The following is a 14,577-nucleotide window of genomic DNA, read 5'->3' as shown; positions in this document are numbered from 1 at the left end:
ACAAGAAGGCTTTACTCACTCGTTGTCAGTTTTGAAAGGGCAGCCTTTCATCTGTTCGCGGTGCGAACTACCTGTTTGGTGGCGATGGCGGAAGGGAACCACACGTACCCATCCCGAACACGGCCGTTAAGCCTTCCAGCGCCGATGGTACTTGGACCGAAGGGTCCCGGGAGAGTAGGACGCCGCCAAGCAGACCCACTGTGGTGGGTTTTTATTTTCGAAAAAATATGTTTTAAACACATGCTTTCCTGTGTAAAGGATAGGGCATAACCTTTCGGATAAGTTAGTTTTACAAGTTAAATGTTTATTCCATTGAAGTAATTTTTCGAGGGCCCTTAGCTCAGTTGGTTAGAGCGCACCCCTGATAAGGGTGAGGTCGGTGGTTCGAGTCCACTAGGGCCCACCATTAAATATCCTAAAGATTAGGGTCATAAAAATATGGGGCCATAGCTCAGCTGGGAGAGCGCCTGCCTTGCAAGCAGGAGGTCAGCGGTTCGATCCCGCTTGGCTCCACCAGAAACGCTTCAGCAAAGCCAACCTTTCCAACAAATAGAGGCTTGAAAAGAACGGAGCGCTTGTGGTAAGATAGCTTTTGCCGCCGACGCGGCGAAACCTTGTACCTTGAAAACTAGATAGCGAAACAAAGCGAGAACTTAGAACATCCTTAGTATAAAGCGAAGTGTTTCGTTTGAAGTGAGCGACTTTGCAGATGAATGTTCACCTTACGTGTGATTGAAAACATTCAGGTGCAGCGAAAGCCCTTCAAAGAAATACAAAGCATAGGTTAAGCTGGTAAGAGCACACGGAGGATGCCTAGGCGCTAGGAGCCGAAGAAGGACGTGGCGAACAACGATATGCCCCGGGGAGTCGTAAGCAGACTTTGATCCGGGGATGTCCGAATGGGGGAACCCGGCTGCGGTTATGCGCAGTCACTCACTTCTGAATCCATAGGAAGTGAAGAGGCAGACCAGGGGAACTGAAACATCTAAGTACCCTGAGGAGAAGAAAACAATCGTGATTCCGTCAGTAGCGGCGAGCGAAAGCGGAGGAGCCCAAACCAGAGAGCTTGCTCACTGGGGTTGTGGGACACCTTATACGGAGTTACAAAGGAGCAGATTAGGCGAAGAGGTCTGGAAAGGCCTGCCACAGAAGGTAACAGCCCTGTAGCTGAAAGTCTGCTCTCTCCAAGGTGGATCCCGAGTACGGCGGGACACGGGAAACCCCGTCGGAATCCGGCAGGACCATCTGCCAAGGCTAAATACTCCCTAGCGACCGATAGTGAAGCAGTACCGTGAGGGAAAGGTGAAAAGCACCCCGGGAGGGGAGTGAAAGAGAACCTGAAACCGTGTGCTTACAAGAAGTCAGAGCCCTATGATTTTCTTCGGGAAATCAGGGTGATGGCGTGCCTTTTGTAGAATGAACCGGCGAGTTACGCTTGCATGCAAGGTTAAGGTGAAGAGCCGGAGCCGCAGCGAAAGCGAGTCTGAACAGGGCAAAGCATAAGCTTACGAAGTAGCAATACTTTGTATTGCTTGGAAGTATGCAGGCGTAGACCCGAAACCGTGTGATCTACCCCTGTCCAGGGTGAAGGTGAGGTAACACTCACTGGAGGCCCGAACCCACGAATGTTGAAAAATTCGGGGATGAGGTGGGGGTAGCGGAGAAATTCCAATCGAACTCGGAGATAGCTGGTTCTCCTCGAAATAGCTTTAGGGCTAGCCTCGGGTTAGAGTGATGGAGGTAAAGCACTGATTGGGTGCGGGGCCCGCCAAGGGTTACCAAGTCTAGTCAAACTCTGAATGCCATCCACTCGGTGCCCGGGAGTCAGACAGTGAGTGCTAAGATCCATTGTCAAGAGGGAAACAGCCCAGATCATCAGCTAAGGTCCCCAAGTGTGTGTTAAGTGGGAAAGGATGTGGAGTTGCACAGACAACCAGGATGTTGGCTTAGAAGCAGCCACCATTTAAAGAGTGCGTAATAGCTCACTGGTCGAGTGACTCTGCGCCGAAAATGTAACGGGGCTAAATACACCACCGAAGCTATGGGTCCTAATTAAGGGCAGTAGGGGAGCGTTCCAAGCAGCATAGAAGGTTGACCGTGAGGACAGCTGGAGCGCTTGGAAGTGAGAATGCCGGTATGAGTAACGAAAAGATCAGTGAGAATCTGATCCGCCGAAAGCCTAAGGGTTCCTGAGGAAGGTTCGTCCGCTCAGGGTAAGTCGGGACCTAAGGCGAGGCCGAAAGGCGTAGTCGAAGGACAACAGGCAGAAATTCCTGTACCACCAAACACCGCTATGAGCGATGGGGTGACACAGTAGGGTAGGGACGCAAGCTGATGGAAGTGCTTGTCCAAGCAGTGAGGCTGGTGTGCAGGCAAATCCGCACACGATGAAAGCCGGGCTGTGACGGGGAGTGAAAATAGCAGTAGCGAAGGTCTTGATCTCACACTGTCAAGAAAAGCCTCTAGCCAGGTGCAGGTGCCCGTACCGCAAACCGACACAGGTAGGCGAGAAGAGAATTCTAAGGCGCGCGGAAGAACTCTCGTTAAGGAACTCGGCAAAATGACCCCGTAACTTAGGGAGAAGGGGTGCCCCGGTAGAGTGAATAGCTCGAGGGGGCCGCAGTGAATAGGCCCAAGCGACTGTTTAGCAAAAACACAGGTCTATGCGAAGCCGCAAGGCGAAGTATATGGGCTGACGCCTGCCCGGTGCTGGAAGGTTAAGGGGAGTGGTTAGGGCTTAAGGCCCGAAGCTATGAACCGAAGCCCCAGTAAACGGCGGCCGTAACTATAACGGTCCTAAGGTAGCGAAATTCCTTGTCAGGTAAATTCTGACCCGCACGAATGGCGTAACGACTTGGGCGCTGTCTCAACGAGAGATCCGGTGAAATTTTAATACCTGTGAAGATGCAGGTTACCCGCGACAAGACGGAAAGACCCCATGGAGCTTTACTGCAGCTTGATATTGGACTTTGGTACGATCTGTACAGGATAGGTGGGAGCCTAAGAAGCCGGAGCGCCAGCTTCGGTGGAGGCAGCGTTGGGATACCACTCTGATCGTATCGGAGTTCTAACCCGGGACCGTGAACCGGTTCGGGGACAGTGTCAGGTGGGCAGTTTGACTGGGGCGGTCGCCTCCTAAAGAGTAACGGAGGCGTCCCAAGGTTCCCTCAGAATGGTTGGAAATCATTCGAAGAGTGCAAAGGCAGAAGGGAGCTTGACTGCGAGACCTACAAGTCGAGCAGGGACGAAAGTCGGGCTTAGTGATCCGGTGGTACCGCATGGAAGGGCCATCGCTCAACGGATAAAAGCTACCCTGGGGATAACAGGCTTATCTCCCCCAAGAGTCCACATCGACGGGGAGGTTTGGCACCTCGATGTCGGCTCATCGCATCCTGGGGCTGAAGTAGGTCCCAAGGGTTGGGCTGTTCGCCCATTAAAGCGGTACGCGAGCTGGGTTCAGAACGTCGTGAGACAGTTCGGTCCCTATCTGTCGTGGGCGCAGGAAATTTGAGAGGAGCTGTCCTTAGTACGAGAGGACCGGGATGGACGTACCGCTGGTGTACCAGTTGTTCCGCCAGGAGCACAGCTGGGTAGCTATGTACGGAAGGGATAAGCGCTGAAAGCATCTAAGCGTGAAGCCCGCCTCAAGATGAGATTTCCCAAGTAGTAAGACCCCTTGAAGACGACGAGGTAGATAGGTTGGGGGTGGAAGCGCAGTAATGCGTGGAGCTGACCAATACTAATCGGTCGAGGGCTTATCCTAAAGAAACAACTGTTCTAAGTACACTTTGCTTCGCTGCTAGTTTTCAGGGTGCAAGAGGCTGGTTCAAGCTGCATGCCTTTTCTAAGGCAGGATATTTTCTCGCAGCCTGATCGAAGCAGTAACGCTTCGAAAAATCCGATCTGAATGGCCATATTTTGCTTCGCAAAAATGGTAGTCTAAGGTAGGATATTTTTTCGCAGTCTGATCGAAGAAGCAATGCTTCGAAAAATCCGGTTTGGTGACGATAGCGGAAGGGAACCACGCGTACCCATCCCGAACACGGCCGTTAAGCCTTCCAGCGCCGATGGTACTTGGACCGAAGGGTCCTGGGAGACTAGGACGTTGCCAAGCTTATATTCCCTGATAGCTCAGTTGGTAGAGCACTCGACTGTTAATCGAGTTGTCACAGGTTCGAGTCCTGTTCGGGGAGCCAGTCTGCTTCCATAGCTCAGTAGGTAGAGTGCATCCATGGTAAGGATGAGGTCACCGGTTCGATCCCGGTTGGAAGCTTACTTAAGGCCCGTTGGTCAAGGGGTTAAGACACCTCCCTTTCACGGAGGTAACAGGGGTTCGAATCCCCTACGGGTCATATTAATCCCCGCAAAGCGTTGGCTTTGAGGGGATTCCTAATTGTGGACGCTTAGCTCAGCTGGGAGAGCATCTGCCTTACAAGCAGAGGGTCGGCGGTTCGATCCCGTCAGCGTCCACCATGAATATGACAATGAATTGCCGGTGTAGCTCAATTGGTAGAGCAACTGACTTGTAATCAGTAGGTTGGGGGTTCAAGTCCTCTCGCCGGCACCACGCTGGGGGTTAGCCAAGCGGTAAGGCAACGGACTTTGACTCCGTCATGCATAGGTTCGAATCCTATACCCCCAGCCATTAATTAGAGCCATTAGCTCAGTTGGTAGAGCACCTGACTTTTAATCAGGGTGTCGAAGGTTCGAGTCCTTCATGGCTCACCAGTTTAAACAATGAGGTCAGGTCATAATTTCATAATGTGCGCGTGTGGCGGAATTGGCAGACGCACTAGACTTAGGATCTAGCGTCTTTGACGTGGGGGTTCAAGTCCCTCCACGCGCATAACTTAAAAACCTTGTAAAGCCATTAGCTTGCAAGGTTTTTTTGTATGTCTTCCTGCTTATTCATGTTTTATACCTAGATCTAACTGCACGAGCGGGGATAAATTCAGCCACAGAAGCAAAAGTCAATAATTAAATTCATAAAGAATAAGCGAGATTTGTTTTCTTGACCAATATTTCTTCCTTTCCTGCTGATATTTGGAAAAAACAAGAAAAAAAGATCCTTGACAAGCTCGCGTTAATTCTTCTTCAAAACTTATCTTCTTTTTCATATACTAAATTGTTTACGCATTAATGTGAAAAACTGTAAAATATTAACGGAATAAAAATGAGATTATATCCTTTATTGTTAATTACTTGATATAAGGTGAACTTTATTTTAACAATTTTTGATTGAACAGTGAACGAATGCTGAACATACGGTGACATTTAGTTTATTGTGCATTTATTAGTTGATTAGTTTGATAAAATGAAAAAGCCTTAAAGAATGCAAATGGGAATTATTACTTATCTCCATTATTTATCTTCAATTACTTAATTGTTATAGGGAAGGGAAGGAAAAGCTCTTGATTAAGCCAAACAAGCCGTTGTTCACGCTGGGTTTATTTTTGACTTTTTTTCTATTAAGCGGCTGTGATTATGTGGTACTTGATCCAAAGGGCCCGGTTGCCGAAGAACAAAAAAACCTCATCTTGTATTCCATCATCTTTATGATCTTTATCATCCTTGTGGTTTATGCATTGTTCTTTATTATTGTGGTGAAATACCGGGAACGCAAAGATAAACTGGATTACGAGCCGTCGCAAAAAGAGGGGAGCAAGCTTTTGGAGACGATTTGGACAATTATTCCGATTATAATCGTGATTGCATTGTCCATCCCTACTGTGAAAGCGATATACGCAATTGAAAAACCAAAAGATGAATCCCAGGAACCATTGGTGATCAATGCAACATCCGTAGACTGGAAATGGGTATTCAGCTATCCTGAGCAAAACATAGAGACTGTTAATTACATTAAGATTCCGGCTGGGCGGCCTGTTTTGTTAAAATTAACGTCTGCCGATTCGATGGCCTCTTTCTGGGTTCCGGCACTAGGCGGCCAGAAATATGCAATGGCCGGCATGGAAAACAAACTTTATCTTGAAGCCCACGAACCGGGAGTGTTTGACGGACGCAATGCAAACTTTACGGGGGAAGGTTTTGCCCATCAAACTTTTAAGGTAACGGCACAGACAAAAGAAGATTTTGAAAAATGGGTAAATGAAAGTAAACAAACAGCGCCGCCTTTGACACAGGATCAATATGATCAGTTAATGCTTCAAGGCCCGGCTGACGTAATGACATTCTCAAGTACCCATCTGCAGTGGGTGGATCATGCACGCGAGCAGGATTATGCTTTACGGGTGCGTGAAAAGCTTGGTCAATTGCCAAAAGGTACCGTTGATCGGAAAAAAAATGAAGATATACCGTTATCTTATATGGGATCGTATGAATCAGAGAAATCTGGGCACGAGTACCAGTCCCACTCAGGTTCTCATTAACGGGGGAGGAAAGACAGAATGAAATGGGATGAATTTTTCGTTACCGGGGACCCGCTTATTTACGGGGCGGACGCGTCCATTATCCTGGCTACCATCGCCATTGTAGCGGGTCTTACTTATTTTAAAAAATGGAAGTGGCTTTGGAGAGAGTGGCTGACTACCGTTGACCACAAAAAGATCGGGATCATGTACATTATCTCCGCTGTCCTGATGTTGTTTCGCGGTGGAGTGGATGCTTTATTAATGCGGACCCAGCTGGCTGTTCCGGATGCAGGTTTCCTGGATTCCACCCACTATAATCAGATTTTTACCACACATGGTACGATCATGATTATTTTTATGGCGATGCCGTTTTTGATCGGGATTATGAACGTAGTTCTTCCGCTGCAAATCGGCGCGCGTGACGTGGCATATCCTTACTTGAATGCTGTCAGTTTCTGGTCGTTCTTTATGGGAGCGATGCTGTTTAATATCTCTTTTGTCATCGGAGGTTCTCCTGAGGCTGGATGGACCAGTTATATGCCGCTGGCGAGTAATGAGCTAAGTCCGGGACCAGGACAGAACTATTATCTTCTGGGTCTGCAAATTTCCGGGATCGGGACCCTATTAACAGGGATTAACTTTATTGTAACCATCCTGAAAATGCGTGCCCCCGGCATGAAACTGTTCAAAATGCCTATGTTTGCCTGGTCTTCCTTAGTGACCAGCATTATTATTGTGTTTGCTTTTCCTATTTTGACCGTTGCACTGGCTCTTATGACGTTTGACCGTCTTTTCGGTGCGCACTTCTTTACATTGGCCGGGGCGGGAATGGATATGCTTTGGGCTAACTTGTTCTGGCTTTGGGGCCATCCTGAGGTTTATATCGTTATTTTGCCGGCATTCGGTATTTTTTCGGAAATCATCAGTACATTTTCCCGGAAGAGGCTGTTTGGTTACCACGCTATGGTATATTCCATGTTGATTATCGCGGGCCTTAGCTTCCTGGTATGGGTGCATCACTTCTTTACAATGGGTTCAGGAGAATTGGTTAACTCCTTCTTCTCTATTTCCACGATGGCGATCGGGATTCCGACAGGAGTTAAGTTGTTCAACTGGTTATTTACGATGTATCAGGGCCGAATCCGGTTTACCACTCCAATGCTGTGGTCCCTTGGTTTTATTGTAAACTTTGTTATCGGGGGAGTAACCGGGGTTATGCTTGCTATGGCTGCGGCTGACTATCAATATCACAATACGTACTTCCTGATTTCGCACTTCCACTATGTGCTGATCGCGGGTACTGTATTTGCCTGTTTTGCCGGTCTTACTTATTGGTATCCGAAAATGTTTGGCCATAAGCTCAATGAACGTATTGGAAAATGGTGTTTTTGGATATTCATGATTGGATTTAATGTCTGCTTTATGCCAATGTATTTCCTGGGTCTCGCCGGTATGCCAAGACGGATTTACACATACCCAGCGGAGACTGGCTGGGGCGGCATGAATATGGTGGCTACCATTGGTGCGTTCCTGATGGGAATCGCCTTCCTGCTACTGGTATATAACATTTACTACAGCTTCAGATATGAAAAACGGGAAGAAACAGGTGATGCCTGGGATGGCCGTACGCTTGAATGGGCTACACCGAAGGCGATACCTCCTCATTACAATTTTGCTGCCGTTCCTAAAGTAGAGAGTCTTGATGCTTTCTGGCACATGAAGATGGAGAAGAAAAAATGGATTGTGAAGGACAACTTGCAGCCTATTCATATGCCTAGCAATTCCGGTGTTCCGTTTGTAATGGGCGTCTTCTTCTTCATTGCCGGCTTTGGACTTGTATTTGAATGGTTCCCTATGGCGATTGCCGGTGGAATCGGGGTCATTTTGACCATGATCATCAGATCTTTTGACTACGACCAAGGTTTCTATGTTCCTCTGGAAGAAATTGAACATGACCTTTCGTCGGTAAAATAGGAGGGGCATTATGGAAATAGCACACGGTCATGATAAATCTAACTCTGGCGCCCCTTTGGAGTATCAGTCCGAAACAGGACGATTAAATATTTTGGGATTCTGGATTTTCCTTGGGGCAGAAATTGTATTGTTCTCTACTTTGTTTGCCACTTTTATGGTTCTGGTTAACCGGGTGGCAGACGGACCTACACCTCAGGATTTGTTTGAAATCAAAGGTGTTCTCATACAGACCTTTTTACTGCTTACCAGCAGCTTTACCTGCGGCATAGCTGTTCATGAACTGCGCCGGCGGAATGTGAAAGGACTTGTTTTATGGCTGGTAATTACACTGGCATTAGGCCTTGGATTCCTGGGATTTGAAATAAAAGAATTCGTAGAATATGTCCATGAAGGAGCTACAATCGGTACCAGTGCTTTCTGGTCTTCCTTCTTTGTTCTGGCCGGTACGCACGGTGCCCACGTTACCCTCGGAATAGGGTGGATGATTCTGATTATCTTCCAGCTTTTGAAGAGGGGGCTTACACCGTTTACTTCTTCTAAAGTATTTATTGTAAGTTTGTATTGGCATTTCCTGGATGTGGTATGGATCTTCATTTTCACAGTTGTTTACTTGGCAAGGATGGTGATGTAAATGTCCAATTCACACGATACATCTGCCGAACACAAAGGTTTCCCTTGGAAACACGTTGTAGGGTATCTGGTTTCCATCGTGCTTACGCTTCTGGCGCTTTGGGTCGCATTTAAATCAGGTTTCAGCATTAATGTGCTGATGACCTTCATTTACATTCTGGCGTTCCTGCAAGCTGCTCTTCAGCTCCTCATGTTCATGCATATGACGGAGAGCAGCAACGGGAAGTATCAGACAGGTACGATGCTCTACGCAGTGTTTATTGCTATAGTTATTGCCGCCGGATCGGTATGGGTTATGTCTTCCGGGCATGCCGCCCACTAGCATGCAAAAGCTATATAAGTATTTAATACGGACAGAAAATTCAATGGATCGTGCAGAGGGATATAGAACCTCTGCACTTTTTTTCAATAATATTCGCTCCAGATGACCTTCCAATTATTCCCTTAATTAAGAAGAAAAAAATTTAAAAAAAGGTTGCATTCTTTATTGGTTTTTGTTATATTACTTCTTGTGACATTTGAAATACGTGATTATCTGCGGAAGTGGCTCAGGGGTAGAGCATCGCCTTGCCAAGGCGAGGGTCGCGGGTTCGAATCCCGTCTTCCGCTCCATATGTGTGCCCTTAGCTCAGCTGGATAGAGCGTTTGACTACGAATCAAAAGGTCGGGAGTTCGAATCTCTCAGGGCACGCCATTTATAACTCGAGTTAAGCTTTTGAGTATTGTACTCAAAGCGGCAGCATCACCTCTGCTTCGGGACGTAGCTCAGCTTGGTAGAGCACCTGGTTTGGGACCAGGGGGTCGCATGTTCAAATCGTGTCGTCCCGACCATATAGATTTGCGGGTGTAGTTTAATGGTAGAACTCCAGCCTTCCAAGCTGGTAGCGTGGGTTCGATTCCCATCACCCGCTTACCTTTCGAGTGCAGAAGGGGCTCCTTTATGGAGCCCCTTTTTGCAGTATAAATATTTGAGGGAAATTAGTTTAGTCTTGTGCTTAAAGCGTATGCTTAAAACTTGCTTCTCCCGAATACAAAATAAACCCTTTCCGCTTAACTAATGAGTTTAAAGCTTAACCTCATAAACTTATATTCACGTGAACCGTATAAAGGTCCATTACCCATAAAAGTATCAATATCCCCCTGCTTCTATCAAGGCTGAGCGGGATTTCCAGAAAAAATCCCTATATCGGAATCCTTTATTGTGGTAAAATATTCTGAAATGAACAGGACTTGAACCAGATCAAGATCAAGATTCAACTTATGCAGGCGGCTACATAAAGATGAGGTGAGAGAATGTCGGATAACGAAATGGTATTTCAGAGAAACGTTACCAATAACCTGCTTCGCCGGGATATCAGCTTCCTTGGGCATATTTTGGGCGAAGTGCTTGTGCATCAGGGTGGCAATGGGTTGTTAACAGTAGTTGAAAAAATCAGAGAGATGAGCAAATCCCTTCGGGCTCAATATAATCCTGAAGTATTTCGTGAATTTAAAGAAACAATTCACTCCTTAAATCCGGAAATCCGCCACCAAGTTGTTCGGGCGTTCGCGATTTATTTCCAACTGGTGAATATTGCAGAACAGAATCACCGGATCCGGAGAAAGAGAGATTATGAGCGTACATCTGGTGTCATGATTCAGCCGGGTTCTATTGAAAGCATTATCCAACACTTAAAACAAAAAAACGTTCCCGCGGAAGAGCTGAAGGAAATGATAGGCGGTGTGACCTTAGAATTGGTTATGACCGCCCATCCGACCGAAGCTGTCCGGAGAACCGTGCTGAATATACACCAACGTATTGCCAAAGACGTAATGTTGCTGGACAACCCTACACTTACGTACCGCGAACGGGAGCAGCTAAGGGAAAAACTCCAGGCGGAAGTCATGACGCTTTGGCAAACGGATGAACTTCGGGACCGAAAACCAACGGTGCTTGATGAGGTTCATAACGGTTTATATTATTTTGATGAGACACTCTTTGATGTTATTCCTGAAGTTTATCAAGAGTTAGAACGGTGTCTGACCAAGTATTATCCTTCCGAGACTTGGCATGTACCGACATTCTTAAAATTCGGCTCCTGGATAGGAGGAGACAGGGACGGAAACCCTGCCGTTACCTCCCGGGTTACCTGGGATACTCTGGAGCTCCATCACCAACTGGCTCTCAAGAAATACGAAGAGATTCTGCATGAAATCAGGGACCATATGAGCTTCAGCAAAAATATTGTAAATGTCAGTGAAGAACTGCTTGCGTCGCTCCAGGCGGATCAGGAGGCCCTGGGCCGGCGTGATGTCTGGCCGAACGAAAAAGAACCTTACCGAATCAAGATCGGTTATATGATTCAAAAGATCCGTAACACAGGCAACGACCAAATTGCCCGGTTCCAGAAATATAATAAACCGGAAGAATTGATCAATGATCTTGTCATTATAGAACGAAGCCTCCGCAATCATTATGCTGATTTTGTTGCCGATGCTTATATTAATAAGCTGATCAGGCAGGTGGAGCTGTTCGGATTCTATGTCGCTGCTTTGGATATACGGCAACACAGCAAGGAGCATGAGCTGGCTCTTGATGAGATTTTATCCAAAATGGGCATTCAAGATCATTACAGCGAATTGGATGAAGAGACGAAGATAGACCTGCTGACCAGGCTTTTGAACGACCCAGGGCCAATTACTACCCCTTACCTGGAATATTCGGAATCCACTCAGGAATGTCTGGATGTCTTCAAGACAGTGAAGCAAGCACAAAAAGAATTTGGGGAAACTTGTATCACCAGTTATTTGATCAGTATGACCCAAGGCTCCAGTGATCTTTTGGAAGTCCTTCTTTTTGCCAAGGAAGTGGGATTGTACCGCAAAGAAAAAGACGGTACGATAACAAGCACGCTGCAGCCGGTTCCTCTTTTTGAGACAATTGAGGACTTGCATGCAGCCCCCGAGATCATGAACACAGTCTACGAGATTCCGGCTTATCGTGAAAGCGTGGAAGCATACGGCGACCGTCAGGAGATCATGCTGGGATACTCCGACAGCAATAAAGACGGCGGGGTTATAACAGCAAATTATGAATTAAGGTTGGCTCTGCGAAGTATTACGGCAGCATCAGATAAATATGGCGTTAAGGTGAAGTTCTTCCATGGCCGCGGGGGTTCATTGGGCCGCGGAGGGATGCCGCTTAACAGGAGCATTCTTACACAGCCTGCCGATACAATCGGAGGAGGCATTAAAATCACGGAACAGGGAGAAGTTCTGTCATCCCGTTACTCTCTTCAAGGGATTGCTTACCGAAGCCTGGAACAAGCAACCTGCGCGTTGATTACTGCAACAGTCATTTCCCGCAAGCCGGAGGTTCTGCCGTACGAAGCAGAATGGGATGAAATCATGGTGGGTATTTCAGAGGCGGCTTATAACAAGTATCAGGATCTGATCTTCCGTGATCCGGACTTCTTAACCTTCTTCAAGGAAACTACCCCGCTGCCCGAAGTCGGAGAGCTAAATATCGGATCAAGACCTTCCAAACGGAAGAACAGCGACCGTTTTGAAGACCTCAGAGCCATTCCATGGGTTTTTGCCTGGACCCAAAGCCGATATTTGCTGCCAGCCTGGTACGCTGCAGGAACGGGCTTACAGAGCTTCTATCAGGGTAAGGAAGAGAATCTGCAAATCATGAGGACAATGTATGAGAAGTGGCCTTTCTTCCGGTCCATGATCGATGGTCTGCAAATGGCCCTGGCTAAAGCTGATCTACTGATCGCCCAGGAATATGCCCGCATGGTCAAAGATCAGGAGGCGGGACAGCGTATTTTTGAATTCATCCGGGAGGAATTCAAGTTAACCTCTTCCCTGATATTGAAAATCACAGGACAGAAAGGAATTCTCGACAATGTACCTGTAATTCAGGAGTCCATCCGTCTGCGCAACCCGTATGTGGACCCGCTCAGCTACCTGCAGGTTGACCTGTTGACCGAGTTAAGGGCACTCCGTGAAGAAGGCAACGATGATGCGGAACTCTTAAGAGAAGTTTTACTTACTATCAACGGCATCGCTGCCGGATTAAGGAATACGGGATGATTCTCATTTTTCCTATCATGATGCAGGGGCGGTAACCGGTATGAAGACGGTTGATCCGTCTCTCCTATACATACATGCTGTCTGAACGGGCCTTGGAACCTGCTCACGGCAGGATACTTTTTGTGTTACAATAAGGTAATATTGAAGGACAAACCGGGGCATGTGGTACGAAGAGATACAGAAAGAAAACGAGAAACGAAAGAACTTCTAAAGTTGGGGGATTTGGAGTGAATGTTGTAGAGGTACGGCTAGCAAAACTGGCGCGAAAAGGGGATCGTGGAGCTTTTGCAGAGTTGGTAAATCTGTACAAGGATAAAATTTATCATCTTGCATACCGTATGCTAAGTAACTCCCAGGAAGCGGAAGATGCGGTTCAGGAAACTTTTTTGCGTGTTTATATGAATTTAGAGCGGTATGATGTGAAACAGAAATTCTCAACCTGGATTTTTCGAATTGCAACAAACTTGTGTATTGACCGACTTCGCAAAAGAAAACCAACGTACTCTCTCGACGCAGAAATGCCGGACAGCGAGGGGAATGATTTTTATGCCATGCTGCCCAGTAAAGAGGATACTCCGGAAGATCAGGTTATTCTGTCTGAGACTCAGGAGCATATCCGCTGTGCTATCAATACACTCCCAGTAAAATATAAAACGATTGTTGTACTGCGTTACTTGCATGATATGTCCCTTCAAGAAATCAGTGATGTGCTCAATATCCCTGTTACTACGGTTAAGACCAGAGTCCACCGGGGAAGGGAATATTTACGTCAAAAATTATCTGACGAGTATCAGAAAAAAAGATGAAACATCTTGAGACAGTGAAACGTAATGTATTACACGAACGGTAGAGGACCAAGAAAGGAGTGGCTCTAGGTGGATTGCAAACAAGCCCTTCCCCTCATGCATGAGTATCTGGACGGGGATTTACAGGGTGCTGACGCCTTAGCACTGAAAGAACATCTTATTGCGTGCCCCGGGTGCAGGAAACTCTACAAGCAAATGGAGACAACTGATGCGCTCGTCAAGTCTATACCTACCGCGCAATTGCCTGACGATCTTACCGATCGTATCATGACCAAACTGCCTCCTGAGAAGAAACGTAACTCAGTGGTCCATTGGCTGCGAAGGCATCCGGGCCTCTCGGTTGCAGTCGTTTTTGTTGTAGTCATGTTAGGAAGCTTTCTCACTCTTTGGGACGAAAACAAGCAGGTCATGGTCAAGGGGCCTGAATCTGGTCAAGTCATTATTGATGGGAATACAGTTATTGTTCCTGAAGGGGTTACCGTTAACGGGAACCTTGTCGTACAAGGTGGAGAGCTGGATGTAGAGGGTGAGTTGGACGGAAATCTTACACTTATTGACGGCACGCTGAATTTGGCTTCCACGGCACACATCTCAGGAAACGTACAGCGCATAAATGAATCAATTGGATGGCTGTGGTATAAAGTGAATGAATTCTTTAGCTCGTTTACGAAATAAAGAACTGGCCTCCCTAACAGGGAGGCTTATTTATGTCCTGTTTTTTT

The 14,577-nt window shown here is 47.0% G+C and carries 7 protein-coding genes, 14 tRNA genes and 3 rRNA genes; all 24 read left to right on the top strand.

The genetic code is table 11. The features are described 5' to 3' along the window. The first annotated feature begins 74 nt into the window (after positions 1-74). Positions 75-191: ribosomal RNA gene (rrf, locus tag BXP28_RS15260) — 5S ribosomal RNA — on the top strand. A gap of 138 nt (positions 192-329) precedes the next feature. After that, positions 330-406: transfer RNA gene (locus BXP28_RS15255), tRNA-Ile, on the top strand. A gap of 34 nt (positions 407-440) precedes the next feature. Next, positions 441-516: transfer RNA gene (locus BXP28_RS15250), tRNA-Ala, on the top strand. A gap of 266 nt (positions 517-782) precedes the next feature. Next, positions 783-3,763 (top strand): 23S ribosomal RNA (locus BXP28_RS15245). Between the two features lie 234 nt (positions 3,764-3,997). Continuing rightward, positions 3,998-4,114: ribosomal RNA gene (rrf, locus tag BXP28_RS15240) — 5S ribosomal RNA — on the top strand. Between the two features lie 6 nt (positions 4,115-4,120). Beyond that, positions 4,121-4,196 (top strand) — tRNA-Asn (locus tag BXP28_RS15235). 4 nt (positions 4,197-4,200) lie between these two features. After that, a tRNA-Thr gene (locus tag BXP28_RS15230) sits at positions 4,201-4,273 on the top strand. 7 nt (positions 4,274-4,280) lie between these two features. Further along, positions 4,281-4,352 (top strand) — tRNA-Glu (locus BXP28_RS15225). 45 nt (positions 4,353-4,397) lie between these two features. Continuing rightward, positions 4,398-4,473, top strand: a tRNA-Val gene (locus BXP28_RS15220). Positions 4,474-4,491: 18 nt separating this feature from the next. Then, a tRNA-Thr gene (locus tag BXP28_RS15215) sits at positions 4,492-4,567 on the top strand. 3 nt (positions 4,568-4,570) lie between these two features. Beyond that, positions 4,571-4,645: transfer RNA gene (locus tag BXP28_RS15210), tRNA-Gln, on the top strand. 7 nt (positions 4,646-4,652) lie between these two features. After that, positions 4,653-4,728, top strand: a tRNA-Lys gene (locus BXP28_RS15205). A gap of 37 nt (positions 4,729-4,765) precedes the next feature. After that, positions 4,766-4,846: transfer RNA gene (locus BXP28_RS15200), tRNA-Leu, on the top strand. A 565-nt stretch (positions 4,847-5,411) separates the two neighbouring features. Further along, the gene (gene qoxA, locus BXP28_RS15195) at positions 5,412-6,386 is read left to right on the top strand and encodes a cytochrome aa3 quinol oxidase subunit II (RefSeq protein WP_023483472.1); all 975 of its coding nucleotides are present in this window, start codon (positions 5,412-5,414) and stop codon (positions 6,384-6,386) included. Between the two features lie 18 nt (positions 6,387-6,404). Beyond that, positions 6,405-8,342, top strand: coding sequence for a cytochrome aa3 quinol oxidase subunit I (gene qoxB, locus BXP28_RS15190; protein WP_023483471.1), 1,938 nt, complete (start codon positions 6,405-6,407; stop codon positions 8,340-8,342). Positions 8,343-8,352: 10 nt separating this feature from the next. Further along, positions 8,353-8,973 (top strand): cytochrome aa3 quinol oxidase subunit III, encoded by a 621-nt coding sequence (gene qoxC, locus BXP28_RS15185; protein WP_024095358.1) that lies wholly within the window; start codon positions 8,353-8,355, stop codon positions 8,971-8,973. Continuing rightward, on the top strand, positions 8,974-9,294 hold the full coding sequence (gene qoxD / locus BXP28_RS15180; RefSeq protein ID WP_023483469.1) for a cytochrome aa3 quinol oxidase subunit IV: 321 nt from the start codon (positions 8,974-8,976) through the stop codon (positions 9,292-9,294). Between the two features lie 215 nt (positions 9,295-9,509). Next, a tRNA-Gly gene (locus BXP28_RS15175) sits at positions 9,510-9,584 on the top strand. A 5-nt stretch (positions 9,585-9,589) separates the two neighbouring features. Next, positions 9,590-9,666, top strand: a tRNA-Arg gene (locus tag BXP28_RS15170). Positions 9,667-9,726: 60 nt separating this feature from the next. Next, positions 9,727-9,803, top strand: a tRNA-Pro gene (locus tag BXP28_RS15165). Positions 9,804-9,812: 9 nt separating this feature from the next. Next, positions 9,813-9,883: transfer RNA gene (locus BXP28_RS15160), tRNA-Gly, on the top strand. A gap of 382 nt (positions 9,884-10,265) precedes the next feature. Continuing rightward, the gene (gene ppc, locus BXP28_RS15155; protein ID WP_023482936.1) at positions 10,266-13,049 is read left to right on the top strand and encodes a phosphoenolpyruvate carboxylase; all 2,784 of its coding nucleotides are present in this window, start codon (positions 10,266-10,268) and stop codon (positions 13,047-13,049) included. Positions 13,050-13,276: 227 nt separating this feature from the next. Further along, entirely contained in the window at positions 13,277-13,855 is a 579-nt protein-coding gene (sigW, locus tag BXP28_RS15150; protein WP_023482935.1) for an RNA polymerase sigma factor SigW, read from the top strand. A 69-nt stretch (positions 13,856-13,924) separates the two neighbouring features. Continuing rightward, on the top strand, positions 13,925-14,530 hold the full coding sequence (locus BXP28_RS15145; protein WP_024095356.1) for a zf-HC2 domain-containing protein: 606 nt from the start codon (positions 13,925-13,927) through the stop codon (positions 14,528-14,530). Positions 14,531-14,577: the final 47 nt, after the last annotated feature.

The sequence above is a fragment of the Paenibacillus larvae subsp. larvae genome, assembly GCF_002003265.1.
Lineage (GTDB): Bacteria > Bacillota > Bacilli > Paenibacillales > NBRC-103111 > Paenibacillus_H > Paenibacillus_H larvae.
Note: the sequence above shows the minus strand (reverse complement) of the source record. Positions and strands in the feature narration are given on the sequence as shown.

Bases quoted from the DNA above. Each gene is read 5' to 3' on its own strand.
- qoxB (WP_023483471.1), top strand. From the start codon at position 6,405: ATGAAATGGGATGAATTTTTCGTTACCGGGGACCCGCTTATTTACGGG.
- qoxC (WP_024095358.1), top strand. From the start codon at position 8,353: ATGGAAATAGCACACGGTCATGATAAATCTAACTCTGGCGCCCCTTTG.
- qoxD (WP_023483469.1), top strand. From the start codon at position 8,974: ATGTCCAATTCACACGATACATCTGCCGAACACAAAGGTTTCCCTTGG.
- ppc (WP_023482936.1), top strand. From the start codon at position 10,266: ATGTCGGATAACGAAATGGTATTTCAGAGAAACGTTACCAATAACCTG.